The organism is Deltaproteobacteria bacterium, assembly GCA_035063765.1.
In the GTDB taxonomy this organism is placed as follows: domain Bacteria; phylum Myxococcota_A; class UBA9160; order UBA9160; family PR03; genus CAADGG01.
On record JAPSFT010000023.1, the window covers coordinates 1 to 26,292 of the forward strand.

22 protein-coding genes are annotated in these 26,292 nt (G+C 75.8%); 9 read left to right on the plus strand and 13 right to left on the minus strand.

The window, feature by feature from the left end:
• Positions 1–55: 55 nt before the first annotated feature.
• The 3 genes from OZ948_15890 to OZ948_15900 all read right to left on the minus strand — a co-directional run bounded on the left by OZ948_15890 (position 56) and on the right by OZ948_15900 (position 7,718).
• Positions 56–1,237 (minus strand): serine hydrolase, encoded by a 1,182-nt coding sequence (locus OZ948_15890; GenBank protein MEB2346206.1) that lies wholly within the window; start codon positions 1,235–1,237, stop codon positions 56–58.
• Positions 1,238–1,288: 51 nt separating this feature from the next.
• Positions 1,289–2,737 (minus strand): hypothetical protein, encoded by a 1,449-nt coding sequence (locus OZ948_15895; GenBank protein ID MEB2346207.1) that lies wholly within the window; start codon positions 2,735–2,737, stop codon positions 1,289–1,291.
• Between the two features lie 169 nt (positions 2,738–2,906).
• The gene (locus OZ948_15900) at positions 2,907–7,718 is read right to left on the minus strand and encodes an NAD-glutamate dehydrogenase (GenBank protein ID MEB2346208.1); all 4,812 of its coding nucleotides are present in this window, start codon (positions 7,716–7,718) and stop codon (positions 2,907–2,909) included.
• 128 nt (positions 7,719–7,846) lie between these two features.
• Here OZ948_15900 and OZ948_15905 point away from each other — a divergent pair, with 128 nt between their 5' ends.
• Positions 7,847–8,431 carry a Uma2 family endonuclease gene (locus OZ948_15905; GenBank protein MEB2346209.1) on the plus strand — a complete coding sequence of 195 codons (585 nt, stop codon included), beginning with the start codon at positions 7,847–7,849 and terminating at the stop codon, positions 8,429–8,431.
• Between the two features lie 7 nt (positions 8,432–8,438).
• On the opposite strand, the gene OZ948_15910 is transcribed toward OZ948_15905, so the two are convergent.
• On the minus strand, positions 8,439–9,569 hold the full coding sequence (locus OZ948_15910) for a phosphotransferase (GenBank protein MEB2346210.1): 1,131 nt from the start codon (positions 9,567–9,569) through the stop codon (positions 8,439–8,441).
• Between the two features lie 58 nt (positions 9,570–9,627).
• On the opposite strand from OZ948_15910, the gene OZ948_15915 reads away from it, so the two are divergent.
• From OZ948_15915 to OZ948_15925, 3 genes are all read left to right on the plus strand, one after another.
• Positions 9,628–10,098 carry a hypothetical protein gene (locus tag OZ948_15915; protein ID MEB2346211.1) on the plus strand — a complete coding sequence of 157 codons (471 nt, stop codon included), beginning with the start codon at positions 9,628–9,630 and terminating at the stop codon, positions 10,096–10,098.
• 3 nt (positions 10,099–10,101) lie between these two features.
• Positions 10,102–10,830 carry a carbohydrate-binding family 9-like protein gene (locus OZ948_15920; GenBank protein ID MEB2346212.1) on the plus strand — a complete coding sequence of 243 codons (729 nt, stop codon included), beginning with the start codon at positions 10,102–10,104 and terminating at the stop codon, positions 10,828–10,830.
• Positions 10,831–11,033: 203 nt separating this feature from the next.
• A complete protein-coding gene (locus OZ948_15925) occupies positions 11,034–12,764 on the plus strand; it encodes a SulP family inorganic anion transporter (protein ID MEB2346213.1) in 1,731 nt (576 codons plus the stop codon).
• On the opposite strand, the gene OZ948_15930 is transcribed toward OZ948_15925, so the two are convergent.
• The 4 genes from OZ948_15930 to OZ948_15945 all read right to left on the minus strand — a co-directional run bounded on the left by OZ948_15930 (position 12,761) and on the right by OZ948_15945 (position 16,925).
• Positions 12,761–14,158 carry a serine hydrolase gene (locus tag OZ948_15930; GenBank protein ID MEB2346214.1) on the minus strand — a complete coding sequence of 466 codons (1,398 nt, stop codon included), beginning with the start codon at positions 14,156–14,158 and terminating at the stop codon, positions 12,761–12,763. The genes OZ948_15925 and OZ948_15930 overlap by 4 nt on opposite strands.
• Before the next feature lie 20 nt (positions 14,159–14,178).
• Complete coding sequence (locus tag OZ948_15935; protein ID MEB2346215.1) at positions 14,179–15,300, minus strand: NAD(P)/FAD-dependent oxidoreductase; 1,122 nt, start codon at positions 15,298–15,300, stop codon at positions 14,179–14,181.
• A gap of 3 nt (positions 15,301–15,303) precedes the next feature.
• The gene (locus OZ948_15940) at positions 15,304–16,596 is read right to left on the minus strand and encodes a cyclopropane-fatty-acyl-phospholipid synthase (protein MEB2346216.1); all 1,293 of its coding nucleotides are present in this window, start codon (positions 16,594–16,596) and stop codon (positions 15,304–15,306) included.
• A 101-nt stretch (positions 16,597–16,697) separates the two neighbouring features.
• On the minus strand, positions 16,698–16,925 hold the full coding sequence (locus OZ948_15945) for a YheU family protein (GenBank protein ID MEB2346217.1): 228 nt from the start codon (positions 16,923–16,925) through the stop codon (positions 16,698–16,700).
• A gap of 73 nt (positions 16,926–16,998) precedes the next feature.
• Between OZ948_15945 and OZ948_15950 the strand changes: the two genes are divergently transcribed.
• Positions 16,999–17,484: a DUF3617 family protein gene (locus OZ948_15950; protein ID MEB2346218.1), complete on the plus strand. Its 486-nt coding sequence runs from the start codon at positions 16,999–17,001 to the stop codon at positions 17,482–17,484.
• Between the two features lie 56 nt (positions 17,485–17,540).
• Positions 17,541–18,767, plus strand: a complete 1,227-nt coding sequence (locus tag OZ948_15955; protein ID MEB2346219.1) for a glycosyltransferase — start codon at positions 17,541–17,543, stop codon at positions 18,765–18,767.
• Here the strand turns inward: OZ948_15955 and OZ948_15960 are convergent.
• Both OZ948_15960 and OZ948_15965 read right to left on the minus strand, forming a co-directional pair.
• Positions 18,764–19,651, minus strand: a complete 888-nt coding sequence (locus tag OZ948_15960; GenBank protein ID MEB2346220.1) for an alpha/beta fold hydrolase — start codon at positions 19,649–19,651, stop codon at positions 18,764–18,766. The genes OZ948_15955 and OZ948_15960 overlap by 4 nt on opposite strands.
• Positions 19,652–19,757: 106 nt before the next feature.
• A complete protein-coding gene (locus OZ948_15965) occupies positions 19,758–20,993 on the minus strand; it encodes a patatin-like phospholipase family protein (protein ID MEB2346221.1) in 1,236 nt (411 codons plus the stop codon).
• 161 nt (positions 20,994–21,154) lie between these two features.
• Here OZ948_15965 and OZ948_15970 point away from each other — a divergent pair, with 161 nt between their 5' ends.
• Complete coding sequence (locus OZ948_15970) at positions 21,155–22,135, plus strand: SDR family NAD(P)-dependent oxidoreductase (GenBank protein MEB2346222.1); 981 nt, start codon at positions 21,155–21,157, stop codon at positions 22,133–22,135.
• On the opposite strand, the gene OZ948_15975 is transcribed toward OZ948_15970, so the two are convergent.
• From OZ948_15975 to OZ948_15985, 3 genes are all read right to left on the minus strand, one after another.
• On the minus strand, positions 22,132–22,599 hold the full coding sequence (locus OZ948_15975) for an RES family NAD+ phosphorylase (GenBank protein MEB2346223.1): 468 nt from the start codon (positions 22,597–22,599) through the stop codon (positions 22,132–22,134). The genes OZ948_15970 and OZ948_15975 overlap by 4 nt on opposite strands.
• Positions 22,599–23,006 (minus strand): DUF2384 domain-containing protein, encoded by a 408-nt coding sequence (locus OZ948_15980; protein MEB2346224.1) that lies wholly within the window; start codon positions 23,004–23,006, stop codon positions 22,599–22,601. Before OZ948_15980 ends, OZ948_15975 begins: the two co-directional genes overlap by 1 nt.
• A gap of 145 nt (positions 23,007–23,151) precedes the next feature.
• Positions 23,152–23,883 (minus strand): glutathione S-transferase, encoded by a 732-nt coding sequence (locus OZ948_15985; protein MEB2346225.1) that lies wholly within the window; start codon positions 23,881–23,883, stop codon positions 23,152–23,154.
• Positions 23,884–23,928: 45 nt separating this feature from the next.
• Between OZ948_15985 and OZ948_15990 the strand changes: the two genes are divergently transcribed.
• The gene (locus tag OZ948_15990) at positions 23,929–25,011 is read left to right on the plus strand and encodes a DUF1214 domain-containing protein (protein ID MEB2346226.1); all 1,083 of its coding nucleotides are present in this window, start codon (positions 23,929–23,931) and stop codon (positions 25,009–25,011) included.
• Complete coding sequence (locus OZ948_15995; protein ID MEB2346227.1) at positions 25,008–26,276, plus strand: sulfotransferase; 1,269 nt, start codon at positions 25,008–25,010, stop codon at positions 26,274–26,276. The genes OZ948_15990 and OZ948_15995 overlap by 4 nt, the downstream gene beginning before the upstream one ends.
• The last annotated feature ends 16 nt before the right edge of the window (positions 26,277–26,292 follow it).

Genomic DNA, 26,292 nt, shown 5'->3' on the forward strand with positions numbered 1-26,292 from the left:
GGCGATCCGGCGATTCGCTCTGGCGAATCGCCGGATCGCCGGGTCTGTCCCCTCCTCACCCGCCGGCGCTGACGGAGAGGGGGGCTTCGCTCGGGAGGCGGGTGCGGCGGACGCGTTGCTGGTAGGGCTGGTCGTCGATCAGGCGGTCCATCTGGATGATGATCTGCTTGAGCCACTCGCCGCCCATCGGGTCCTCGGCGAGGCCGACCGCGATGTAGGTGGCGCCGTCGCGGCGCTCGATCAGGGCGCCGTCGGCGTGCGCCTCGCCCCAGGTGCCGGCCTTGCGGTAGACGAGCGCGTCGGGCCGGATCGCGCGGATGCCGCGCAGGAACTTGTGGTCGCTCGCCGAGTGGCGGAGGATGGTCTTCATCTCCTCGCTGGCCTGCGGGCTCACGAGGCGGCCGGTCTGGAGCAGGTAGTAGAAGCGTGCCACCTGCATCGCGGTCGCGGCGTGCGAGAGGTTGTACATCGGGTCGCGGCGCCAGGCGCCGACCGCCGCGTAGTCCTTGCCCGCCCACAGCCCGCCGTTGTGGAACGGGTCGTAGAGGCGGTAGCGCGGCGAGAGCATGACGCGCGCGATGTAGTCCTTGCCGACCTTGTGCATGAGCGTCGTCGAGTCCGCGTTCGACGAGCGCCGGATCATGCGCAGCATCTCGACGTAGGTCTCGTCGTCGATCTGGAGCCGGCCCTCGGCGGCCTTCTGGTAGATCGCGAGCATCACGCAGATCTTCGGGAGGCTCGCCGCGTAGAGCATGGTGTCGCCGTTGATGGAGGCGACCCGCGGCTGGCGCACGTCGGTGATGTCGACGAGCGCCACGCCGAGCTTGTGCTGGTCGATCGCCCACTGCAGGCCGAGCTGGCGGAGCGCGTCGGCGAGGCCGTCCTCGAGGACGGGGTCGAGGTAGCTCCAGAGCGGCGCGGGGTCCCAGCGCCCGGGCTTGGGCTGGAAGAGGTCGCCCGGGGCCGGCTGGGTGAGGTCGGAGAGGAGCGCCGCGGTGCCGAGCCCCCCGTCGACGGCGGGCGTGGCGGGCGCCGGCGGCGCGGGCAGGACGGGAGCCGCTGCGGCCGGCGCGGGGGCGGGAAGAGCCGCGGCCGGCTTCGGGTGGAGCCGCACCGACCTGCGCATGCCCTGCGCGTGGGCCGTGCCCGTACCCGCCGCGAGCAGGAGCGCCGTCGCCAGCAGGGCCGTGGCGGCCCGGATCCGGCAGCGCGGCGCCTCGTGCATCGGTCCCTGCACCCCCATCGCTTCCCCCCTGGGTTCCTGGAACGCCCGCGGCACGGCCCGCCTTCAGCCGGCGGGCGCCGTCCGGGGCTCCATCTCGACGTCTCTCCGATCGGGCGCGCCTCGGGGGTCGGCATCGCCGCTCAGCTTCGAATGCTCCCGCACGATCCACACCGCGAGCCCCAGCCAGGCCAGGCACAGAGCGATGTTGACGGCGAAGTAGGATCGGTCGGGGGCCGAGAATACCTGACTGCCGAGGAGGACGGTAAGGGCCGCCAACCCATCGCCAGCCCTCATGAAAAACGTGTCGATCGTGGGCTTGGCCTTGAACGTGACCTCCTGGGACATCGGCAGCCACAGGACGTGCCGCGCGGTGTTGTGGATCGAGTAGTCGGTCGCGTTCTCCACGATCTTCATGCTCTTGATCACCCAGAGCAGCGGCAGGACCCACATCGCCGCGTACGAGGTGAGTGCCACCACCGGGAGGATCAGGAACAGCGCGCCGAACCCCCCGTAGCGGAGCAGCCGGGATGCGAAGAAGGCCTGTAGCACCAGGGCCAATGCGTTGATCCAGAAGAAGAAGTTCCCGTAGAAGGCGGTCGTGACCGAGTGCTCGAAGGCGCGCAGGGCGGCCTCGCCGGTGACCCCGGCCGCCGCCGCCTGGGCCGCGACCACGTCCCCGACCGCCCCGAAGAGGATGCTCTCCCCGAGGGTCTTCACCCCGTTCAGCAGGAGCGTGGTGACGGCCACGGCCAGCAGGAAGCGGTTGCCGAGCACCATCGGAAGCGCCGCCCGCCCCTCGAGCACCTGGCCCTCGGGCCGCGCGCCCTGCCGCTTGCCGACCCCGCCCATCGCGCGGTCCACCCGCCGCGTGAGCCCAAGCGCGATCGCGAGCAGCGGGATCGCCGCGAGCAGGAGGAAGCGCGCGTCGAGCAGCTTCCAGGCCACGAGCTGGCCCTCGAGCCAGGCGCCGGTCATGGCGCCGCTCGTGGCCCCGATCGCGATCATCGGCAGCAGCCGCTTGCCCTGCTCCTGGGGATAGAGGTCCGCCGCGAAGGCCCAGAACTGCGCGACCACGAAGGCCCCGAACATCCCGACCCAGACGTAGTAGGCGAAGCCGAGGCCCCGGACGTGGCCGATCAGGAAGTCGGGCTGCACGAGCCAGAAGACCACGATGTTCGCCATGCAGAAGAGCGTCGCGCGCGTGATCAGCACGCGGCGCGGCCAGCGCTCGACGAGCTGCCCGTACCAGGACGCGAAGCCCGCGAGCAGCACCGTCTGGCCGAAGGCCGTGTAGGCCTTGAGCTCGGTCTTGGAGAGGTCGCCGACGTCCGAGATCGCGAGCCAGCCCTCGCGTAGCGGCTTCAGCAGGTAGTAGGCGCAGAGCAGCAGGAACACGTTCGCGAACATCAGCAGCGCGATGCGGCCTTCGCCGGCGCGCACGTCGGTGAAGACGCGCAGGCAGCGCTCGACCGGCGTCAGCGGGGCGGGCGCAGCAGGCGGCGGGTGCGACAACGAAACGGCTCCTCGCAGCGGATTCGGATCCTCGGAGGCGACTCGACGGAGGACGGCTCGACGGGCGGGGGGCTCGCTGGGGTCGCGCCCGGCCGAGCATAGCGGCGGCTTCCGGGCCGGTCTTGAGGCGCCCGGGGCGGTCTCGGGGCTTCCGGGGCCACGGCGGCGCTCAGCCGCGCAGCGCCCGCAGCCGGCTCGCGATCACCACGAGGGCGCTCGGGGAGGGGTGCGCGCCCGCCTCCTGCTGGAGCTCGCGCACCTGCCCGAGGAGCGCCTCGTGGCGGGCCAGGAAGGTGTCGGCGGCGGCGGCAGGGTCGGCGGGCCCGGCCCGCAGCACCGCCTCCGCGAGCGCGCGCTGGAGGTCGAGGAGCTCCCAGCGCAGGTCGGCGAGCGCCAGCCGGTCCCAGGGATCGCCCGGATCGATCGCGCGCAGGCGCTGGTGGAGCCAGAGGATCCCCGCGCCCTCGCCGATCCGGGCCAGCGCGCGGCCGGCGTCGAGCGGCGCTGTGCCGGTTCGCTCGGCGACGCTCAGGACGTTGAGCCCGCGGTCGGCGAAGGCGGCCGAGGCGACGGCGCCCGCGAGCTCCGGCGGGAGGCCGTCGGCCGCGAGCGCGTCGCGCCGGGCGGCCGCCTCGGCAAGCTCGGCCGGTGTGAGCAGCCGCTCCGCCTCGGCCTGGAGCCCCGCGAGGCCCGCCCGCAGCCGCTCGACCCGCGCGGGGTCGAGCGCGAGCACGCCGCTGCGCGCGAGGTAGCGAGCGGTCGCGCGCACGCCGCGGTCGAGCTCGAGGAGCGCACCATACACCGTTACGCGTGGGGTGGGGCGCCCGAGCGCGAGCAGCGCCGCGCGCCGCACCGGCGCCTCGAGCACGTCCTCGGCGAGCAGGGCGGCCGCGGCGGCGTCGGCGAAGGAGACGCCGAGCTCGCCGGCCAGCGCTGGCACGAGGGTCACCCCGCCCGCGTCGACGAGGCGGTTCGTCGCGACCAGCGCCGTGATCTCGCGCCGCAGCGGGTGCTCGCCGATCGCCGCCGGCCACTCGGCCCGGAAGCGCGGCGGGAAGTAGCCCTGCAGCAGCGGCTCGAGGTAGGGCGCCTCCGACCACGGGCTCGCCGCGAGCGCCTGCCGCACCACGAGCTTCGCGATCCCGAGCAGGACCGCGAGCTCGGGCCGCACGAGGCTGCGCCCCGCCGCTGCGCGCGCGGCCAGCGCCTTCCCGTCCGGCAGGCGCAGGGCGCCCGGGTCCAGGTCCGCCGCCGCGCAGAGCTCCTCGATCGCGTGCAGGAAGGCGCCCGGCGCGCGGCGCGCGCGCAGCTCGTCGAGCGAGAGGGAGAGCGCCTGGCCGCGGTTGTGGGCGAGCACGCTCGCGCAGGCGTCGTCCGCGGCGCCGTGGATCGCGCGGTTGCGCTCCCCGACGCCGAGCTTGCCGGCACGCACCAGCGGCGCCAGCAGGATCTTGTAGTTCACCTCGTGGTCCGAGAGGTCGACGCCGGCCGAGTTGTCGACCGCGTCCGTCTCGATCCGCACGCCGGCGAGCGCGGCCTCGACGCGCGCGGCCTGGGTGAAGCCGAGGTTGCCGCCCTCGGCGACCACCCGCGCGCGGAGCTGCGCCGCGTCGATGCGCACGGCGTCGTTCGCGCGGTCGCCGACGTCGGCGTGCGACTCGTGGCTCGCCTTCAGGTAGGTGCCGATGCCGCCGTTCCAGAGCAGGTCCACGTCGAGCGCGAGGAGCGCGCGCACCAGCTCGGGGCCCGAGATCCGGCCGGGGCCCAGCCCCAGCCGCTCGCGCACGGCCGGCGCCAGCTCGATCGCCTTCGCGCCGCGCGCGAAGACGCCGCCGCCGGGCGAGAGCTTCGCCGGGTCGTAGTCGGCCCAGCTCGAGCCCGGCGTCTCGAAGAGGCGCTTGCGCTCGGCCCAGGCGGTGGCCGGATCCGGGTCCGGGTCGACGAAGACGTGGCGGTGGTCGAAGGCCCCGAGCAGCTTCACGCGCCGCATCAGGAGGAAGCCGTTGCCGAAGACGTCGCCCGACATGTCGCCGATCCCGGTCGCGGTGTAGACGTCGCGCTCGGGGTCGATGCCGAGCTCGGCCAGGTGGTGGCGCGCGCACTCCCAGGCGCCGCGCGCGGTGATCCCGTACTTCTTGTGGTCGTAGCCGTTCGAGCCGCCCGAGGCGAAGGCGTCGCCGAGCCAGAAGCCGCGCGCCTCGGCGATCGCGTTGGCGGTGTCCGAGAGGTGCGCGGTGCCCTTGTCGGCCGCCACGACCAGGTAGGGGTCGTCGCCGTCGCGGCGCACGAGGCCGGGCGGCGGGACGGCGGCGCCGGAGGGATCGAGGTCGTCGGTCAGGTCGAGGAGGTGCGCGACGAAGACCCGGTACTGCTCGTCCGCGCGCGCGCGGGCCTCGCGCGGCGGCAGCCCGGGGCGGCGCAGCGCGAACCCGCCCTTCGCGCCGACCGGCACGATCAGGCCGTTCTTCAGCATCTGCGTGCGCATGAGGCCCAGGATCTCGACGCGCAGGTCGTCGAGCCGGTCGCTCCAGCGCAGGCCGCCGCGCGCGACCGCTCCGCCCCGGATGTGGACGCCCTGGAGCTCCACCGAGTGCACGAAGATCTCGCGGTACGGCCGGGGAGCGGCGATCTCGGGCACCCGGGCGGGGTCGAGCTTGAAGGCGAGGACGTGGGGGCCCTCGGGCGCGCCGGGCGCCGGGCCCGCGGCGCGCGCCCTGGCCGCGAAGGCGTTGGTGCGCAGCGTCGCCTCGACGATCGAGAGCAGGCCGGCGAGCGCGCGGTCCTCGTTGAGCGAGGGGATGCGGTCGCGATAGCCCTCGAAGGCGCGGCGCAGCTCCTCCTCGCGCGCCGCGCGCCCGGCCTCGGACACGGCGGGGTCGAGGCGCGCGGCGTGGAGCTGCACGAGGAGCCGCACCGCCAGCGGGTTCTCGAGCAGCACCGTGCGCACGAAGGGCCGCGTGAGGGCCCCCTGGATCTGCAGGAAGTACTCGAGCTGCGCGCGCACGACGTCGACCTCGCGCCAGTCGAGCCCGGCGCCGAGCACGAGCCCGTTGAGCGGGTCGCTCGCGACCGCGCCCGCGAGCACCGCGCCGAGCGCGCCCGCGAGGCGCGGCGCGATCGCGTCGAGGTCGGCCTGGTCGGCGCCGAGCGGGAGCACGCGCAGGGTGTGGACCGCCACCGGCTCGCGACCCGCCGGCGTGACCGTCACCTGCTGCGCGTCGACCACGCGGATCCCGAAGCCGTCGACGACCGGCAGCAGCTCCGAGAGCAGGCGTGGGGCAGGCAGGAAGATGCGCAGGGTCGTGGTCTCGCGCTCCGGCTCGTCGCGCGCGAAGAAGAGCGCGAAGCGCGGGCCGCCGTCGCGCGCCTGCGATTCCAGCGCCTCGACGTCGCGCACGGCGTCGCGCGGATCGGTGGCGACGCGCAGCTCGGCCGGGAAGGCGTCCTCGTAGCGAGCCGCGAGCGCCGCGCCCGCGTCCTCGCCGAAGCGCGCCACCAGCGCCTCCTGCAGCCGCTCCTCCCAGCTCGCGCCGAGCGCCTGGACCTCCTCCGCGAGCGCCGCGGGGTCGGGCAGGGTCAGGGCGGTCGCCGCGGTGCAGAAGAAGTGGATGACGGCCGTCCCCTCCTCGATGAAGGAGGCACGGTCGTCGATCCAGGTGGCGCCGGTGCGGGCGCCCAGCAACGCGCGCAGCCGCGCGCGCAGCTCCTCGCCGTAGCGCTCGCGCGGCAGCAGGACGGCGGCGTAGAGGCTGCGCCCGCGGCGGTCCGCCCGCAGCACGAGGCGCGCCGTCTTCGAGCCCTCGGCGCCGACGATCTCGCGCATCAGCGCCGCCACCCCCTCGACGTCGCGGCCGAGCAGCACCTCGAGCGGCGCCGAGTCGAAGGCGTCGAAGAGCGCGCGATGGCGGTGCGAGCGCGGCTCCGCCCCTTCGTCGCGCAGGATCTGCTCGAGGCGCGCGGAGAGCAGCGGGACCTTGGAGCCGGGCGTACGCAGCGCCTGCGCGGTGAACAGGCCGAAGACCAGGGTGAGCGCGCTCGGGCGGCCGGCCTCGTCGTAGTCCGTGAGCGCGAGCCGGTCGAGGCGGCCGGCGCGGTGGATCGGCGCCTCGCGGCGCGACTTGCCGACGACCAGGATGCGCGGGTCGTCGAGGACGTCGCGCAGCTCGTCGGGGATCGCGTCGCCGCGGCGGGGCTCACGCAGCCGGCTGTCGGCGTCGGAGCGGAAGAGACCGAGGCCGGAGCCGGGGACGAGCTGCACCTCGGTGCCGCCCTCGGGCAGCGCGCGCAGCGCGTAGCGCCGCACGCCCATGAACACGAAGTGGCCCTCGATCAGCCAGTCGAGGAAGGCGCGCACGCGGCGGGCGCGCTGGCGCCCGTCGGGCAGCCGCGGGCCGGCCTGCTCGGCGCGCGCGCCGAGCTCGCGCACCCCCGCGACCATCGCCGCGAAGTCGTCGGTGACGGCGCGCACCTCCTCCATCGCCGCGTGCAGCCGCGCCGCCAGCTCCGCGAGCTGCGCGGGATCCTCGCTGCGCGGCGACACCTCGACGTGGAGCAGCGACTCGCGCAGCCCGCCGGCCTCCTCGTCGAGCCCGACCAGCCGGCCCTCGGCGTCGCGGCGCGCGGCGTGGATCGGATGCAGGAAGAGCCGCTCGCGCAGCTCGAGCCGGCGCAGCAGGAGCCGCGTCGTGTCGACCAGGAAGGGCCGGTCGTCCTGGAGGAGCTGGAGGAGCGTCCGGCCCGGGTGCGCGGGCGGGCTCGTGACCCGCACCTCGATGGCGCCGGGTGCACGCTGCGCGGCGAACGCGAAGGCCTCCGCCACGCGCAGCGCGAGCGCGCGCTCGCCGCCCGCGTCCACGCGGTCGATGCCGCGCAGGAAGGCGCGCGTGAAGGCGGCGAGCAGCGCCGGCCGCGCCGGGCGCGCGAGCTCGGTCGCAAGGGCGATCACGTGGTCGAGGTCGTAGCCCGGCTCGGTCACCGTCACCGGGGCGATGGTATCGTGCGGCCCTTGGCTGTCGCGCGCGCGGAGACCGGCCGTTCTCGTTGGCCCGCGACGGGCCGGCAGCTACCCTGTCCGGGCTCCTCCTCCAGGCCCGCATCGAGGCCGATCCGATGACCGCCGACGTCACCCCGCACGTTCCGCAAGAGCCGCTGCGCGTCACCGTAGAGCGTTATCTGGCCCTGCTCGAAGAGGGCACGCTCGCCGGGGATCGCCTGGAGCTGCTCGAAGGGGTGATCGTCTCGATGCCGCCGAGCAACCCGCCCCACGCCGCGGCGCTCGGGCTCGTGTGCGAGGCCCTGCGGCCGATAGCGGGTACGGGGCGCTGCCTGCGCGTGCAGTCCCCGCTGCTCCTGGGCGCGTGGTCGGCACCCGAGCCCGACGTCGCGCTGGTCGCGGGCTCCCACCGCGACTACTCGCTACGCCATCCGGCCACGGCCCTGCTGGTCATCGAAGTCTCGGACTGGTCGCTCCACCAGGATCGGATCACGAAGGCAGCGATCTACGCGCGGGCCGGGATCCCGGAGTACTGGATCGTGAACCTCGCGGAGCGGGGGGTCGAGGTGCTGCGCGAGCCCGATGCGGCCGGCGGCCGCTACCGGGCGCAGCGCTTCGCGCGCGCCGACGAGTCCGTCGAGCCGCTTGCGGCCCCGGGCACCCCGGTCGTCGTACGCGACCTCCTGCCGGCCCTGCGCTGACCGGGCCTCAGCGGTCCGGCGCCGGATCGGCGGCGCCGAGCACGTCCTCGAGCTCGGCGGCGCGCCGCTCGAAGTCGGCGGCGAGGGCGAGCTGCGCGCGGGCGCGGTCGAGGTTGTGGCCGGGGCGGTCGCAGCGGAAATAGCGGTCGCCGGCCAGGTGGTCGGCCAGGAAGCGCATCCCGATCACGAGCGGGAGCAGGCGGGCGGCGAAGACCAGCTCGGCGCGCTCGGCCGGCAGGAGCAGGCCGCCGGCACCGCGCAGCCAGCCCGCGGCGATCGCGGCGAAGAGCGCGCGGTCGACGCGCAGCTTCGCGAGGTCGCGCTCGTCCTCGGCGGCGCGCGTGGCGGCGGTGCGCACGAGGTCGCCGAAGTCGTAGACCGCGAAGCCCGGCATCACGGTGTCGAGGTCGATCACGCACAAGGCCTCGCCCGTGCGGTCGTCGAGGAGCACGTTGTTGATCTTGGTGTCGCCGTGGGTGATGCGCTCGGGGATGGCTCCCGCGGCGCGCAGGCCGTTCAGGCGGTCCACCATCGCCTCGCGCGCGGTGACGAAGCCGAGCTCGGGGCGGCACGCGCCGAGGCGGCCGGCCGGGTCGGCGCGCACCGTGGTGACGAGCTGTTCGAAGCGCAGGCGCGCGTCCTGGTAGCCCCGGATCGTCTCGTGCAGGCGCGGCCCCGGGAGGTCGGCCACCTGCGCCTGGAAACGGGCGAAGGCCAGGGCGGCGGCGCCGGCCTCGGCGGGCGTGCGCACCACGTCGCGGCTGCTCGCCCCCTCGACGAAGCGCCAGGTGCGCCAGGTCTCGCCGGCCGCGTCGCGCCAGGCGGGGGCGCCGTCGCGCGCGGGCACGAGCTGGAGCGCACGCCGCTCGCGATCGGGAGCGCCCGCCCGCTCGAGCCCCGCCAGCACGTGTGCACTCACGCGCGCCACGTTCTCCATCAACTGCGCCGGGTCGCCGAAGACCGACCGGTTGATGCGCTGCTGCACGTAGCGCACACGCCGGCCGCCCTCGTCGAAGGCGGCGACCAGCGTCTCGTTGATCCAGCCCGTGCGCAGCGGCTGCGAGCCGAGCCAGCGGCCCGGGATCGCGAAGGCCTGCGCCACGGCGCGCCGCCGCGCCTCCTCCCCGGCCCCTTCCATCGCCGGGAGGATCGCGCCCCGCGTGCCGCCCACAAGGGACGGACTAGGATCCGGCCCGATGGACGCACCGTCGCCCTCGTGGCTCGTCCCGCTCGGGGTCGGGATCGGCTTCGTCGCCCTCTGGGTCGGGATCTTCCAGCTCCTCGGCCGGGTGGGCGGCTGGCGGGAGCTGGCCCGGGCCTATCCGCCGCTCGGGATCGTGAGCGCGGGGATCGGCGAGACCTTTCGCATGCGCTCGCTGCGGCTTCGCGCCCGCATCGACTACAACGGCTGCGTCACCTTCACGGCGGGACCGTCGGCGCTGCGGCTCTCGCTGCCGCGCCCGCTGGCCTTCGGCCATCCTCCGATCGAGGTGCCGTGGTCCGAGCTCCGCGCCGAGGCGGGCCGCGCGCTGTGGGTCCCGGTCGTCACGCTCCGCTGCGCGCGTGCGCCCGCCATCCCGCTGCGCATGCGCCGCGCGCTGGCGGAGTCGCTCGCACGCGCGAGCGGCGGGCAGCTCCGGCTGCCGGCCGAGGGCGAGGCGGCCTGAGCGATGCGCGAGCCGCCGCTTCCCGAGCTGGCCTGTCCGCAGGTCCGCGCGCCCGGCGCGATCGACGGCGACCCGCACAAGCCGCCCTGGAACGCGCTCGCCCCGGTCTGGCTCACGCCGTCGCACGGCCGGCGCGCCGAGGGCGCCCCGCCCACGACCGTGGCGCTCGCCGCGCTCGCCCCGGACGCCGCGCCGCTCGCGCCGCGCTGGCGCTTCCAGCCGACCGCCCTGCGTGTCGCCCGCGACGACGAGCACCTGCTCGTCTGCTTCCACTGTGTCGACCGCGATGCGAGCGGGAGCTACGAGGGGCGCAACCAGCCGATCTACGACGAGGAGGTCGTGGAGGCCTTCCTGGCGCCCGGTCCCGACCCCCGCCGCTACTACGAGCTCGAGCAGAGCCCGCGCGGCGCCTGGTTCGAGGCGCGCATCGAGAGCCCCTACGGCCGGCGCGCGACGATGAAGGTGGACCCCGCCTGGCGCTGCGCGGGCTGGCAGCGGGCCGTGCGCCTGTGTGCCGACCAGGACGGGCGGCACGCCTGGTGGTGCGCGGAGTGGGCGATCCCGTTCGCGGCCCTCGGCGCGGAGCCGCCCGCGCCCGGCACGCGCTGGCGCGCCAACTTCCATCGCATCGACCGCGAGGGCGCCGGGCAGTTCTCGGCCTGGTCGCCGACCCTCGCCGAGCCGCCCGACTTCCACCGGCCCGACCGCTTCGGCTGGCTGGTCTTCCCGTGAGCGGATCGCGCCCACCCGGGCGCCAGCGCCGCGCCCCGGTTCCGGCCGACCGCTGGGCTAGGCTCCCCGCGATGCCCGTCCCGCGCGTCCGCGCCGACCGCACCGCCGTGGCGATCCCCGCCGCGCGCTCCGCCCGGTGCGCGGCGGGCAGGAGCTAGCCCCTCCTGGAGGCGCTGCTCCGGATCGTCCCCGCCTTCGGGGCGCTGCGCGGCTACCACCTCGGCGCCGCGCGCGCCGATCTCCTCGCAGGGCTCACGGTCGCGGCGGTCGCCGTGCCGCAGGCGATGGCCTACGCGCTGGTCGCCGGGCTCCCGCCCGAACACGGCCTCTACACCGCGATCGTGATGACGTTCGTGGGCGCCCTCTTCGACTCCTCGCGCCAGCTCGTCAACGGCCCGACCAACGCGATCTCGATCGCGATCCTGAGCGCGATCTCGGGCGTCGTGCCCGAGAGCCGGGTCGAGGCCGCGATCCTGCTCGCCCTCCTGGTCGGCTCGATCCAGCTCGGCATCACCCTGCTCCGCCTCGGCGACCTCACCCGCTACATCTCGCACTCGGTGATCGTGGGCTTCACGCTGGGTGCCGGAACGCTCCTGGTGCTCGACCAGCTCAAGAACCTGGTCGGCCTCCACGGCCGGGGCGGCGTCCACGACCACTTCCTGGTGCGCTTCTGGCGCACGCTCACCGAAGGCGGCGGCATCCAGGCCGAGACGGCCGCGATCGGGCTCGGGACGGTGGCGGCCGTGGTGGGCCTGCGCTGGCTCAAGGCGCGCCTCGGCTGGCGCCTGCTGCCGGACCTGCTGCTGGTCGTGATCGCGATGGCGGTCCTCGTGGACCAGCTCGGGCTCGACGCGCGGGGTGTCGCGGTGGTCGGCGAGATCCCGGCCAAGCTGCCGTCGTTCCAGACGCCCGCGCTCGGCCTCGCGATGATCCAGCAGCTCTCGACCGGTGCCTTCGCGATCGCCGTGCTCGGGCTGCTCGAGGCGATCGCGATGGCGAAGGCGATCGCGGCCCAGACCCGCCAGAAGCTCGACATGAACCAGCAGTGCCTGAGCGAAGGCGTCGCGAACCTCACCGGCAGCTTCTTCGGGTGCTTCCCCGGCTCGGGCTCGCTCACCCGCTCCGCCATCAACCAGCAAGCGGGCGCCGCGACGCAGTGGTCGGGCGTGTGGTCCGCGCTGGCGGTCGCGCTCATCGTGCTGCTCTTCGCGCCCTACGCGCGCTTCATCCCGCGCGCCGCGCTGGCCGGGATCCTGATGGTCTCGGCGTACAAGATGATCGACCGGCACGCGCTTCTCTATCACCTGCGCATGACCCGCTTCGACGCCGCCATCGTCTGGGTCACGGCGATCTCGGCCATCGCGATCTCGATCGAGTTCTGCGTGCTGATCGGGATCTTCATGTCGTTCCTGCTGACCGTGCCGCGCGCCGGCCGCATGCTGCTCACGGAGTTCGTGATCTCGCCCGAGGGCCAGATCCACGAGCGGCTGCCCGAGGACCGGCCCTGCGCGCACATCCTGATCTTCGGGCTCGAGGGCGAGCTCTTCTTCGGCTCCACGGCCGCCCTCGAGGCCCACTTCCAGACCATCGAGGACCGCATCGACGAGCGCACCCAGGCGCTCGTGCTGCGGGTCAAGCGCGCGCGCAACCCGGACGCGGTCGGCGTCGCCCTGCTCGAAGGCTTCGTCGATCGTGTCGAGGAGCGCGGTGTGAAGGTCGTCCTCGGCGGCGTCCGCGGCGAGCTCTTCCAGAAGCTCGGCCGCACCGACCTCGCCCGCCGCCTCGCGGGCCGGATCTTCCGCGAGCAGCCCGTTCGGCAGACCAGCACGATGCTCGCGGTCCGCCACGCCTACTCGCTGCTCGACGAGCACTGCCCCGAGTGCCCGCGCCGCGGCGCCGACGGAGGCGAGATGCCGCTGCACTACGTGGTCTAGCGCGCGTAGGCCGCGAGCAGCTCGGCGATCAGCGTCTCGGTGCCGTCGAGGGGCTCCTCGTCGGGCACGGTGAGGCCGAGGCGCACGACGACGAGGCGCGCCGAGGGCACCACCGCCACCCACTGCCCGCTGTGCCCGCGGGCGGCCCGGACCTCGGCCGGGATGCGCGGCCAGGGGCGGTCCTCGGGATGGCCCGGCGTCCCGGCGTTCAGCCACCAGTGCGCGCCGTAGGCGCCCTGCGGCGCGGCCGGCGTCGGCGTCGCCGCGTAGCGCACCCAGCCCTCGGGCAGGAGGCGCCGCCCGTTCCAGACCCCGTCCTGCCGGAAGAGCTCCCCGAAGCGCGCCCAGTCGCGCGCCGTCATGTGCAGGTACGAGGAGCCCACGAAGCTGCCCGACGCGTCGGGCTCGAAGAAGGCGCTGGTCATGCCGGCGGGGTCGAAGAGCGACTCGTTCGCGTGTCGCACCATCGCGGCGAGGTCGCCGCCGAAGACGTCGCGCACGAGCCTCGCGATCACGTTCGAGGTGCCGCTCGAGTAGGACCAGTGCGTGTCGGGCGGGAAGGCGAGCGGCATGGCCGCGGCGAAGGCCCCCGTGTCGGGCCGCGTGAAGAGCATGCGCGAGGCGTCGCCGCCCGGGGTGTAGTCCTCGCCGAAGGCGAGCCCGCTCGACTGGCGCAGGAGCTGGTCGAGCGTGATCGCGCCGCGCGGGTCGCCGGCCCCGCGCCACTCGGGGACGGGGGCCGGCGCGGCCGGGTCGAGGCGCCCGTGCAGGACGAGCGTGCCGACGAGCGCCATCGTCACGCTCTTCGCCATCGACCAGGCGAGGAGCGGGGTCTCGGGCCCGACGCCCGGGGCGTAGCGCTCGGCGACGAGCCGCCCGTCGCGGACCACGACCACCGCCTGGGTCTGGCGCCGCCCGGGCGGGCCCGGCTCGGCGAACGCGCGCTCGATCGCGGCGGCCACGGCCGGCGGCGGCGGCTCCGCGGGCGGCGCCTCGCCGGCCGGCCAGGGCAGGGCCGGGTCGAGCCGGGGGCGCGCGAACGCGACGCCGGCGGCCGGCCCGGCGAGCGGCCAGGTCTCGCCGGCCTCGACGAGGGTGCAGCCGAGCCCCGGGCGCAGGACCGCCCGCGCCGAGACCACGCCGCCGAGCACGCGCGCCTCGGCACCGTCCGGTGTCGTCGTGACCGAGAGCACCGGCCCGAGCGGGGCGACCTCGTGCGCGACGTAGTCGCCGACCACGTGCGCGGCGTCGAAGCGCGAGAGGTGGACGAGCGAGCAGGTCACCTTGGCGGCGAAGCCGGCACCGACCCGGGCGCCCGTGCGCAGCCAGGCGAGGCCCCAGCCGGCGAGCACGAGCAGGCCGAAGAGCGCGATCCCGAGGAGCAGGCGTCGCATGGGGGCGCAGTATGCGCCAGCTACGCGGCGAGCGCGGCCGCCTCCCGGTGCAGGAACCAGCGGTCGAGGACGACGCGCCGCGCGAAGGCGGGGCTCGCGAGCAGCCGCCCCGCGAGCGCGCGCTTCCAGCCCGGCGCGGCGGCGGGCAGCCGCGGCCCGCGCGGGCCGAAGCGCGCCTCGATGCGCTCGGCGTAGGCGGTGAGCTTCGCCACGGCCGGATCGCCGCCCGCCTCGGCGATCGTGCGGGCGGCCAGGAGCCCCGACTCGACCGCCGGCCGGATTCCCTCGCCGCTGCGCGGATAGGCGAGCCCCGCCGCATCGCCGACGAGCAGCACGCCCTCGCCCGCGAGCGGGCGCGCGGCCTGGCCATGGAGCAGGTAGGCGTGGCCCCGGAAGCGCGCCTCGAAGGCGGCCGGGGCCTTGCCGAGGGCGCGCACGTGGTCGAGGAAGCGCGCCACGAACTCGCCGAGCCCGCCGGGCGAGGGGCCCTGCCGGCCGAGCCCCACGTTCAGCCACTCGCCCTTGCGCACCACCCAGCCGTAGCCCGCGAGATCGGGCTCGAAGAAGAGCTCGGGGAGCGCGGCATCGAGGGCCAGCTTCTCGAGCGCGCCGGGCGCGAGGCGCACCTCGATCTCCTGCGCCGCCACGACCGGCGCGGGCGGCCCGGTGGCGCAGCCGAGCTGCTGCGCCACCGGACAGAAGTGGCCGCCGGCGCCCACCAGGACGGGGGCCTCGACGGCGTCGTTCGCGACCCAGCGCCCGCCCGCCCGGTGCAGCGAGCGCAGCGGCTCGCCGAGCCGCAGCCGCGCGCCGGCGCGCGCGAGCAGGAAGTGGTCGAGCTCGCAGCGACGGATCCCGTACGAGACGGGCCGCCCGTAGTCGACGCGCGCCACCGCCGCCGCGCCGAGCTGCGACACCGCGAAGCCGTGCACGGGCTGGAGCACGCGCCCTCGCGCGTACTCGGCCGGGTCCACCCCGAGGCAGGCGAGCACGGGGGGCGTGATCCAGCCGGCGCAGACCTTGTCGCGCGGGAAGCGGCGCCGGTCGAGGACCACGACCTCGAGCCCCGCGCGCACGAGCGCGCGCGCGCAGGACGATCCGCCCGGACCTCCGCCCACCACGAGCACGTCGCAGCGCTCCATGGGTCAGGCGTCCCGGTAGAGGTCGTCGCGCGTCCAGGGCAGCGCGTCGCCGCGGGGCCGGGCGAGGAGCACCTGGAAGAGCTGGAGCGAGCCCGCGCGGAAGGCGGCGATCGAGCCCGCCAGGTAGAGGCGCCACATCCGCACGAAGCGCTCGTCGAAGCGCCGGCGCACCTCGTCGCGATGCGCCTCGAAGCGCGCGAGCCAGTGCTCGAGCGTGCGCGCGTAGTGCGGGCGCAGGTTCTCGACGTCGGCGATCGCGAGCTCCGCGGTCTCGAGCGCGGGCCCGAGCTCGGCGAGGGTCGGCGCGTAGGCGCCCGGGAAGATCCGCCGTTCGACCCACGGGCTGAAGGGCGCCCTCCGGTGGCGGCCGATGAAGTGCAGGAAGGCGCGCCCGTCCGGGCCGAGGGTGCGGTTCATCACCCGGCCGAGGTCGTCGTAGTGCTCGGGCCCGACGTGCTCGAGCATGCCCACCGACACGAAGGCGTCGCAGGGCGCCGTGACGTTGCGGTAGTCGTCCTCGAGGAACTCGACCTGGCCGGCCAGGCCCTCGGCCCGCGCCCGCGCGCGGGCGAAGTCGAGCTGCGCGCGGGAGATGTTGAAGGCGCGCACGCGGGCGCCATGGCGGCGCGCGAGGTGGAGCGCAAGGGCGCCCCAGCCGCAGCCCGCCTCGATCACGCGCGCGCCCGGCCGCAGCCGCAGCTTGCGCGCCACGTGCTCGAGCTTGGCGAGCTGGGCCTCCTCGAGCGAGGCGTCGGGCCTCGGGAAGTAGGCGCAGGTATACACCATCTCGCGATCGAGCCAGAGCGCGTAGAAGTCGTTGCCGAGGTCGTAGTGGTGGTGGACGTGCTCGCGCGAGCCGCGCAGCGAGTTGCGCCGGCGGCGGGCGCGCTTCCAGAGCGCGCCGGCGGCACCGATCGGCCCGCCGGGCTTCGGTGCCTGGAAGACCGGCAGCAGCACATCGAGGAGATCGCCCTCGACCTCGATGCGGCCGGCGGCGTAGGCGTCGCCGAAGTGGACCTCGCCCTCGGGCCCGAGCATGCCGAGCAGGGCACCCGCATCCCGGAACACGAGCGTCGCGCGCGGGCGCTCGCCCGGGTGGGCGAGCGTCTCGCCGTTCGGAAGCCGGAGGGCGAAGGGCGCGCGGGGCACGCCCGCGAGCAGCCGCCGGGCGACGTGCCGCTCGAGCGCGACGGCCGCACCGCCGGCAACCGACCCCGAGGAGGGCGGGCGCCCGAGCGTGACGGGATCGGTGCGGGGGGGATCTGCGAGTGAGGACGGGAGGCGAGGGGACGACATCGTGGCACCTCCACCTTCGAGGGTCGCCGACGCGGGCGATCCTGCAAGCACCCGCCCGCCGCCGCCCCACACCGCTCCCTCGGGGCGACACCGAGGTGGTTCTAGCCCACCGGAACGATGTCGACGCTCTCGGTCTCGGGGTCGAAGACGATGCGCGCGGTGCCGCGCTCGAGCTGGCGGCGCACGTCGGCCACCTTCTCGGCGAGGGTGCGCTCGCGCTCGCCGTAGTCGGTGCCCTCGCGGCCGACGAAGCTCTCGATGACCCCCTGGAGCGCGTCGGCGCCGAGGGCGTCGATCGGGACCTCCACCGGCTCGGGGCGCTCGCGCATCGCGCCTACGGTAGCCTCTCGCGCCGCGGTCTCCCGGCACGCCGTACCGGCGCGCGGAGCCGCAGGAGCATCCATGACCCGCGCCTCCTTCCTCCTGGCCCTGGTTCCGCTGCTCGCCGCCGCGCCGGCCGGGGCCGAGGCCGACCTCGAGCCCGGCGAGTGGGAGCAGGTGATGACGATCACCGCCCCGGGGCAGCCGGCTCCGCCGCCCCGGACCGTGCGCCAGTGCATCACCCGCTCCGACGCCGCGATCTTCAGCGACCACGAGCGCTGGGCGCAGGAGATGGTGGGCGCCAACCCGAAGGCCGGCTGCAAGGTCGAGTCGTCGAAGCGCGAGGGCAGCGCGGTCTCGGTCGTGCTCACCTGCCAGGACGGCGTGCGCCTGCTCGTGCGGCAGGACTTCCGGGGCACGACCGGCACGATCGACGCCGAGTCGCAGGTGGGCGGCGTCACGCAGAACAAGAACCACATCGTGTCGAAGAAGGTCTCCGACACCTGCAGCCCCGACACGATCGAGCTCTGGAAGCGGCAGAACCCCGGCAAGACCTTCGAGCCCTGAGGGGGCACCTCCCGGTCTGCCTCAAGTCCGGTACCCGCCCGATCGATGGCGGCCCCATGCGTATCGTCCTGACCGCCGATGGGACGCGCGGGGACATCCATCCCCTGCTCGCGCTCGGCGGCACCCTGCAGGCCGCGGGCCACGACCCGGTCCTGTGTTGCCCGCCCGACTTCGCCGGGGCGGCCCGCGAGCACGGGATCGAGCACCGCCCGGTCGGCCGCCCGGTGCGCGAGTACCTGAGCGAGCGCGCGCACGTGATGCACGGCCATGCGGTAGCCGTCCTGCGCGAGACCAGCTCCTACAGCCGGCGGATGCTGGAAGCGCAGTTCGCCGCGCTGCCCGCCGCCACGCGCGGCGCCGACCTGGTGGTCGCCGGCGGCGTGGCGGCGGCCGCGCGCTCGGTCGCCGAGATCCATGGCGTGCCGTACCGCTACGTCGTCTACTGCCCCGCGATCCTGCCCTCGGCCGAGCACGCGCCGGCCTTCCTGCCGGTCCGGCTGCCGCGCTGGGCGCACCGGCCGGCCTGGGGGCTGCTGCGCGCGGGCTTCAACCTGACCCTGCGCCCCGCGCTCGACGGCTACCGCCGCGCGCTCGGCCTGCCGCCGGCCGGCGACCTCGTGGCGCACTTCCTCGGCGAGCGCCCGGTGCTCGCCGCCGACCGCGCGCTCGCCCCGCTGCCGGCCGACCTCGCCGGCCTCGAGCAGGTGCCCTGCCTGCACGGCTTCGATCCGCACGAGCCGCTCCCCGCGAAGCTCGAGCACTTCCTCGCGGCCGGCCCGCCGCCCGTCTACCTGGGCTTCGGCAGCATGACCGATCCCGATCCGCGCGCGACGACGGCGCAGCTCCTCGACGCGATCGCGGCCGCGGGCCAGCGCGCGCTGATCGGGAGCGGCTGGGCGGGGCTCGGCGAGGGCGCGCTGCCGGAGGGCGTCCTCGCGATCGGGAGCGTTCCGCACGCGAGCCTCTTCCCGCGCTGTGCGGCGGTCGTCCATCACGGCGGCGCCGGCACGACCACGACGGCGGCGCGCGCGGGCGTGCCCCAGATCGTGGTCCCGCACGTCCTCGACCAGTTCTACTGGGCCGGGCGCGTGACGGCGCTCGGGATCGGGCTCGCCGCCGGCCGGCGGCGCGGGCTCGCGAGCAGCGCGCTGGCGGAGGCGATCCGCGTGGTGGTGGACAACGAGATCCTGGCGGAGCGCGCCCGGGAGCTCGGCGCGCGCCTGCGCGCGGAGTACGCGGCGGGCGGAAGCGCCCTGCGCTGGCTGCTCGGGGACGGGGCCTAGGAGACCGATCGTCTCTCTGTGGTGTCGCTCGCGGACGGGCCGAGCAGGCCTGCCCGCCCCGCCACCGACAGGCACGCCTGCACGAGGGTCGGCACGAAGGCGCGGCAGCGCACGCAGGCGTCGTGGTCGCCGTCGACCTCGAAGACCTCGGCGCCCGGGATCGAGCGCGCGAGCTTGTACTGGCGCGGGGTCGGGACGAGCTCGTCGGCGGTCGTGACGACGACCGCGGTCGGCACGTCGACGCTGCCGATCCAGTCGTGCGAGGAGAAGCGCGTCAGCGCCTCGGCGGCCTGGATCACGGTGGCGGGCTCGTGGCCGAGGAAGTCCTCGCGCACGGTGTCGCGCAGCTCCGGGTGCTCGACGCGCACCAGCATGCGCTGGATCATGTGGCGGCGCGCGGTGAGCGGAACCAGGCGCAGCGCGGCGGACGCGGCCGGCAGGGTCGCGCGCGCGAGGCGCGCCACCCGGCGCGGGACGAAGTGGCGCGCCGTCGCGCACAGCACGAGGCCCGCCACCTGCTCCGGATGGCGCTGCCAGGCGAGCGAGGCGATCGGCCCGCCCATCGAGTAGCCGGCCGCGAGGAAGCGCCCGACCCCGAGCGCCGCCATCGCGGCCGCCGCGTCGTCGGCGCACTCCTCGAGCCGGAAGTGCGCCGTGCGCAGGCCGCTGCCGTGGCCCCGGTGGTCGAGGCTCAGGACCCGGAAGTGTCGCGCCAGCGAGCGGAAGCTGGCGCCCCAGTTGAGCCGCGCCGTCGCGCCGAGCCCGTGCAGGAGGAGCAGCGGCGGGGCGCCGGGCGGCCCCGCGATGTCGCGCACGCGGAGCCGGCCGTGGCCCGGAAGCTCGAGCACGTGGTGGGTCACCGGCAGCGGGGCGCGCGTCGCCATGGGCCGGAAGAGGATAGCTCCGCCCCGGGGAGGGCCCGCTCGGGCGGAGGTGGCGAGCGGTCCCCCCCGGCGGAGCGGCGCGGCCCCCGCGCGCCGGACCGCGCCCTCAGCTCCACAGGGCCAGGAGGGCGTCCTCCTGCCGGCGCGCGTCCTCGCGGCCGAGCGCCAGGAGCTCGTTCGTGAAGGAGCGGTCGAAGAGCAGGTAGGAGAGGAGGTCGGCCTCGAAATCGGGAACGCCGCGCAGCGCGAGCCGGGTGAGCAGCGCCGGCAGGGCGCCGAGCGAGCCGCGGCCGGCGCCGCGATAGGCCGCCGCGGCGACCCCGCCGAGGTCCTCGCTCGGCCGCACGACCGCGTGCTCGACGTGCCGGTAGCCGACGCCGCGCTGGGCGCGCACTGCCACGTTGATCTTCGGCAGGAAGCCGGTGCCGAAGGCCTCCTGGCCGCGCGCCAGCACCGCGTTCACGACCTGGAGCCGCCGCAGCTCGACCTCGAGGTGGTCGAGGAGCAGCGCGTCGAGCACCTTGCCGAGCAGGAAGGCGGGCTGGGTGATCGCCTCCACCGGAAACTCCGGAAGCGCCGCGTCGGGTGCGCGCTCGTGCTTCACCGCCACCACGAGCACGCGATTGCAGCCGTGGCGCAGCACCGGCGAGAGCGGCGTGTTCATGCGCAGGCCGCCGTCGACGTAGAAGCGCTCCCCCACGCGCACGGCCGGGAACAGGAACGGGATCGCGGCCGAGGCGCGCACGTGCACCGGACCGATCGTGGTGCGCAGCGCCCGCGCGTTCGGGTCGAAGGCCCAGGGGCCCGGGTCGGCGAGCGCGCCGTCGAGGAAGACCGTACCGAGGCCCGAGCTCACGTCGGTGCAGGACACGCAGAGAGCGCGCCCGCGGCGCAGGTTCGCGGCGAGCGCGGACCACGGGATGCGCTCGGCGACGATCGCCTCGAGCGGGCCGACGTCGACGAGGCCACCGACCACGTCGCCCTCGCCGTCGCCGGGCGGGCGGCGCACGAGCCGGCGCCAGCCGAGCGCGCGCAGCGGTACGCCGACGAGGTCCCGGACCCCGAGGCGGACCACGTCCGCGACCCGCATCTCGCTCCAGGTCGCCGCGAGGCGCCGGGCGCGCTCGGCCGGCGGGGCGCCGGCGCTCGCCATCACGTAGGCCGCGTGGATCGCGCCCACCGAGGTCCCGCTCGCGACGTCGAGCTCGGTTCCGGGCGGGAGCTGCGGGAGCACCCGCTCGAGCAGATGGCAGACGACCCCCGCCTCGTAGGCGCCGCGCGCGCCCCCGCCCGACAGGACGAGGCCGACGCGGGCCGGCGCCACCCCGGCTCCCTCGCTCATCCGGCTCCCCCGGGCCGGAGCCTAGCAAGGCCCGGGAGGCCGCCCGAATCCGCAGCCCGCCGCGCTGGCGGTGGCGGCGGCGGGGCAGGACGTGGCATCAACTGCCCGAGGTCGGCCAGCGGACTCCCCCGCGGACCGGACCGCCCGGAAGGAGTCCCCCGGTGCAGCAGCAGGAGCCCTCCCGCTTCGGGTTCGAGTCGACGGCCGACGAGGTCGCCGCGGGTGTCGACCTCGCCGGCCGCGTGGCGGTCGTGACCGGCGCCTCGAGCGGCCTCGGCGCCGAGACGGCGCGCGTCTTCGCGGCGCGCGGCGCCACCGTCGTGTGTGCAGCGCGCGACGCCGCCAAGGCCGAGGCCGTCGCCGGCAGGATCCGCAGCGACACCGGCAACCCCGCCGTCGAGGTCGTCGGGCTCGAGCTCGGCTCGCTCCCGAGCATCCGCGCCTGTGCGCGCGAGATCCTGGCCCGCCACGCCGCGATCCACCTGCTCGTCGACAACGCCGGGGTGATGGCGTGCCCGCTCGCGCGCACCGAGAGCGGCTTCGAGCTCCAGCTCGGCACCAACCATCTCGGCCACTTCCTGCTGACCGGCCTGCTCGCGCCGGCGCTGCGCCGGGGCGCGCCGGCGCGGGTGGTATGCGTGAGCTCGGGCGGCCACCGCCTGGGCAGCGTCGACTTCGACGACCCGCACTACCACCGCCGCCCCTACGACAAGTGGCAGGCCTACGGCCAGGCGAAGACCGCCAACATCTGGCACGCCCTCGCGCTCGACCGCCGGCTCGGCCGCGAGGGCGTGCGCGCCTTCGCGATCCATCCCGGCATGATCGTCACCGAGCTCGGCCGCCACCTCACCGACGACGACCGCAAGGCGATGCTGGCGCGCGTGGCCGCCGCCGCGAAGACCCAGCCCGATGCCGGACCGCCGCGCTGGAAGCAGCCCGCGCAGGGCGCCGCGACCCAGGTGTGGGCCGCAACCGCGCCCGAGCTCGAGGGCCGGGGCGGGCTCTACCTCGAGGACTGCCACGTCGCCGGCCCCTCGCCCGGCCCCGAGGCGCGCACCGGCTACGCGCCCTGGGCCCTCGACGCCGAGGGTGCCGAGCGGCTGTGGGGGATGTCGGAGGAGATGGTGGGCGAGCGCTTCTAGCGCCCGGCGGCGAGCCGCTCGTCGAGCGCGAAGGGCTCGGCGGGGCCGATCGCGAGGCGCGGGAAGTCCGGGTGCGCCGGGTTGAGCAGCAGGTTGCGCTCGCCCGGCACGATGGCGGAGGGCACTGCGAGGCAGGCGCTCGCGCGCGACGCGGCCCACCTCGTCCCGAGGTCGCGCAGGGCGGGCGGCCCCGGCTGGCGGCGCCAGTCGGGCGGAAGGCCGGCGGGCGCCAGGGCGGGGACCTCGAGGTCGTCCGGCACGTCGACGGCGAAGCAGACGAAGTGCGGCGGCAGGCGGTTGCGCGAGAGGTGGACGAGCTGCTCGAGCACCGCGAGCGATCGACTCTCTGCGGTGTAGACGATGCGGGTGCCCGCGTGATGCCAGCGCCCCGGGTAGAGGGCGGCACCCTCGCCGCGGAAGGCCGTCGGGGCGTGCTCGGCCTTGCACAGGCGGAAGACCCGCATCAGCCGGCGATGCCGTGCTCGATCCTGCCGAGGACCTGGTCCACCTGCTCGACGCCGAGGTCGGTGTCGAGGAGCGCGAGCGGCGGCGCGTCGCCGAGCGCGAGGTTCGGCGTGCGGAGCCAGTCGGCCGAGGCGGCGGGGTCCTCGAAGACGCGGTTCGCGTGGGCGAGCACGCGCGCGAGCCGGTAGAGCCGGTCCGACTCGTCGGCGGAGAGCCGCCCCTGGGTGCGGCGGCGCAGGAAGTTGCGCCGCGAGAGGTGCAGGACCGCGCACAGGTCGTCGCGCGGGATGCCGTAGCCCTCCATCACCGCGGCGGCGGCCGCGAAGGGCAGGCCCTCGCGCACGCGCGCGAGCAGATCCCCGGCGCTCGCGGGTGCGTCCGGGAGCGCCCCTCCGCCGCCGAGCACGGCCAGGATCTCCTCGACCGGGCGTGCGCCGGGCCCCGCCGGAGGCGCCCCGGGAGGCTCGCGGTCCCTGAGAGCAGAGGGTCTGGCCATATGGCGTGATTGTTGCGCCATATGGCTTCACCGTCAACCGGGCCGGGGAGAGGGGTCAGCGGAGGTCGAGCTCCGGGTAGTGCCGGAAGATCCCGTCCTGGTTGAAGGGCTTGCGCCGTTCGGAGGCCAGGTAGGCCGCGAGCCGGGGTCGTTCGCGAACGCGTTCTCTCAGTGTGAGGAGCCCCGGGGTCGGGGCGCTGGCCCTCGCGAAGGCACGCGGGAACGCGTACGCGAGCCCTTCGAGCGCCTGGAAGAGGGAGAGATCGGCGTGCGAGACGCGGTCGCCGGCCAGGAGACCGGCGCCGCCGGCCGCGAGCACGCGCTCGAAGTAGCCGAGGAAGCGCGGCAGGCGTGCTTCCAGGAAGTGCGCCGCGCGCCGCTTCGCCTCGGGCCGCTGGTCGTCGTAGTAGAGCGACGCGCTGATCGGGTGGTGCGTATCGTGCACCTCGGCGACCAGGTCCGCGATCGTGAGCTGGAGCTCGAGGGCGTGGAGCTCGCCCGCCTCGTCGGGAGGGGCCAGGCCGTGACGGCGGCCGAGGAAGTGGCAGATCAGGGCCGTCTGCGCGAGCACGAGCTCGCCCGCCTTCAGGACCGGCGGCGCGAAGACCGGGTGGCCCGCGCTCTTCCCGGCGTAGAACGCGACGACCGCCTCGATCCCGCCGCCCTCCTTGCGCGGCCGGCGCGCCACGTCCACGTAGGGCACGCCCGCGTCCTCGAGCACGAGCCGCACGAACTCGCCGCGGCCGGGGATCTCGGGCCAGTAGTAGAGCTCGTAGGGGGTGGTCACGGGGCCTCCGGTCCCGAGGGTAGAGCCCCGTGGTAGGTTGGCGCGGTGCCGCAGGACCCGGTCGACGCAGCGGAGGCGTGGCGGGCATTCGTCGCGGGCCTCGGCGAGGCCGGCGAGCGCCTGGCCCGGCGCACGGAGCTGTCGGCGGCGGAGCAGGCCGACGGCTACCGAGCGCTGCTGCGGGCGCTCCACAACCAGCTCGGCCGCTTCGAGGTGGACCGCGAGCGCCCCGAGCTGGTGCCCTTCAACGGCTGGCGCCAGAAGCTCCTCATGGACAACCCGGACTTCCGCTACTGGGTGGCCGACGTGCGTCCGGATCGCCGCTACCGGATCCGCGGCACGCGCGGCGGCGCGGTCTTCGTCTCGCTCACGGCCTACGCGGCTGCGGGCCTCGCGGCGGCCGGGGCTGCGGCGCGTCTCGACAGCGATGCGCTCCACTTCGACCGCGAGGGACGCTTCACGGTGACGGCCGGGGGCGAGCGCCCCGCCGCGGGCGACTGGCTGCCGCTGCCCGAGGGCGCGAGCGCGATCTGGGTCCGCCAGCTCTACGAGGACGTCCGCCACGACGCGCCCGGGAGCTGTGCCATCGAGGCGCTCGACGGCGGGCCGCCGCCGCCCTTCATCGAGCCCGCCCGCTTCGCGCGCCGGCTCGCGAGGCTCGGGCCCACCCTCTCGCGCGTGACGGCGCTCTGGGCGGCCGCCGAGGCCGAGGAGGAATCGCGGCCGAACCAGGTCCGGCACTGGAGCGAGATGCAGGGCGGCGCCGCCTTCACCGAGCCCGGCATCCACTACCTGCGCGGCGCCTGGCGGCTCGCGCCGGGCGAGGCGCTGGTGCTCGAGGGTGAGGCGGTCGCCTGCCGCTACTGGAACGTCCTGCTCTACAGCCGCTTCCTGAACTCGCTCGACCACCGGCATCGCCAGGTGTCGCTCACGGGATCCCGGATCCCGCTCGACGGGGGCCGCTACCGGCTCGTGATCGCCGCCGGGGATCCGGGGGGACCCGGCTGGCTCGACACGGAGGGGCGCCCCACCGGCCTCTTCGTCCTGCGCTGGCTCGAGCCCGTCCGGCCGCCCGCGCTGCCGGTGGCGCGCGTCGTCCCGCTCGCCGGGGCCGCGCGTCCGGCATGAGCGGCGCCTGGACGCCGCCGGTCCGCCCGGCCGCGGCCCGCGCCCTCCACGCCGCCGCCGAGGCCGAGCGCGCCGCGCACCCCGAACGCTACCGCCTCGACCCGGCCGCCGTGCTCGCCCGCGCGCTCGGCGAGGAGCCCGCGGAGGCCCTCGGCGACGGCGACTGGCGCGCCGGCTTCGAGCGCTACCTGGGCTCCGCCGCCGAGGACGGCCGCCTGAACGCGCTCGGCACGCGCATGGCGGGGGATGCGGCCGCCGGCCGCCTGCGCGCGCGCCTCGCGATGGCGCGACACCTGACAGCGACGCCCGCCCTTCTCGAGCGCCCCGTCCGCGCGCCGATCGTGATCACCGGCGGCTGGCGCACCGGCACCACCTTCCTGTTCCGCCTGCTCGCCACGGACCCGCGCCTGCGCGCGCCGCTCCCGGCCGAGCTCGGGGCGCCGTGGCGCCTCGGCCCGCTACGCGGCGCCGAGCGCGAGGCCGCGATCGATCGGGCCGCCGCGCACCACGAGCGGCTCCACGCGCTCAACCCCGCGCTCGCGGTCGTCCACGACTCGGGCGCCCGCCTGCCCGAGGAGTGCGTGCTCGCGATGGGCACGGACTTCCGCAACTGGGGCTTCCCCTCGACCGTGCGCCTCGACGGCTACGCCGCCTGGCTCGAGGGCGAGCCCTTCGGCGGCGCGTACCGCCGCTACCGCGCGATGCTCCAGGCCCTCGATGCCGGCGACGGGCGCCGCTGGCTCCTCAAGGCGCCCGCCCACCTGGCCGCCCTGCCGAGCCTCGTCGCCGCCTTCCCGGGCGCCTGCATCGTGCACCTGCACCGCGACGTCGTCGAGACGATCGCCTCCGGCGCGAGCCTGTTCGCGGTCTTCCGCTCCACCTACAGCGACGCCGTCGATCCCGTGGACGTGGGCCGCTTCCAGACCGCGCAGACCGCCCTCTGGCTCGACCGCGCGCTCGCGTTCCGCGCGGGCGAAGGCCTGCGCGGCTCCGCCCGCTTCGTGGACCTCGACTACCGCGCGCTCGTCGCCGACCCGATCGCGGCCGCCCGCCGCGTCTACGCGGCCGCGGACCTCGAGCTGCCCGCGAGCGTCGTCGCGGGCTTCGAGCACTACGGCCGGGCCCATCGCCAGCACGCGCGCGGCCGCCACCACTACGACCCCGCGCAGTTCGGGCTCGACCCGGGCGCCCTGCACGAGCGCTTCACCCGCTACGAGGAGCGCTTCGGGCTCCGCACCGCGGACGCGCCCCACGAAGCCCGCTGAGGCGGCGCCGCCCGGA

Coding starts and splice junctions, on each gene's coding strand:
- OZ948_15920 (MEB2346212.1), top strand. CDS start 10,102: ATGCGCGAGCCGCCGCTTCCCGAGCTGGCCTGTCCGCAGGTCCGCGCG.
- OZ948_15975 (MEB2346223.1), bottom strand. CDS start 22,599: ATGCGGGTCTTCCGCCTGTGCAAGGCCGAGCACGCCCCGACGGCCTTC.
- OZ948_15905 (MEB2346209.1), top strand. CDS start 7,847: ATGACCGCCGACGTCACCCCGCACGTTCCGCAAGAGCCGCTGCGCGTC.
- OZ948_15965 (MEB2346221.1), bottom strand. CDS start 20,993: ATGAGCGAGGGAGCCGGGGTGGCGCCGGCCCGCGTCGGCCTCGTCCTG.
- OZ948_15950 (MEB2346218.1), top strand. CDS start 16,999: ATGACCCGCGCCTCCTTCCTCCTGGCCCTGGTTCCGCTGCTCGCCGCC.
- OZ948_15915 (MEB2346211.1), top strand. CDS start 9,628: ATGGACGCACCGTCGCCCTCGTGGCTCGTCCCGCTCGGGGTCGGGATC.
- OZ948_15995 (MEB2346227.1), top strand. CDS start 25,008: ATGAGCGGCGCCTGGACGCCGCCGGTCCGCCCGGCCGCGGCCCGCGCC.
- OZ948_15910 (MEB2346210.1), bottom strand. CDS start 9,569: ATGGAAGGGGCCGGGGAGGAGGCGCGGCGGCGCGCCGTGGCGCAGGCC.
- OZ948_15945 (MEB2346217.1), bottom strand. CDS start 16,925: ATGCGCGAGCGCCCCGAGCCGGTGGAGGTCCCGATCGACGCCCTCGGC.
- OZ948_15935 (MEB2346215.1), bottom strand. CDS start 15,300: ATGGAGCGCTGCGACGTGCTCGTGGTGGGCGGAGGTCCGGGCGGATCG.
- OZ948_15955 (MEB2346219.1), top strand. CDS start 17,541: ATGCGTATCGTCCTGACCGCCGATGGGACGCGCGGGGACATCCATCCC.
- OZ948_15960 (MEB2346220.1), bottom strand. CDS start 19,651: ATGGCGACGCGCGCCCCGCTGCCGGTGACCCACCACGTGCTCGAGCTT.
- OZ948_15930 (MEB2346214.1), bottom strand. CDS start 14,158: ATGCGACGCCTGCTCCTCGGGATCGCGCTCTTCGGCCTGCTCGTGCTC.
- OZ948_15940 (MEB2346216.1), bottom strand. CDS start 16,596: ATGTCGTCCCCTCGCCTCCCGTCCTCACTCGCAGATCCCCCCCGCACC.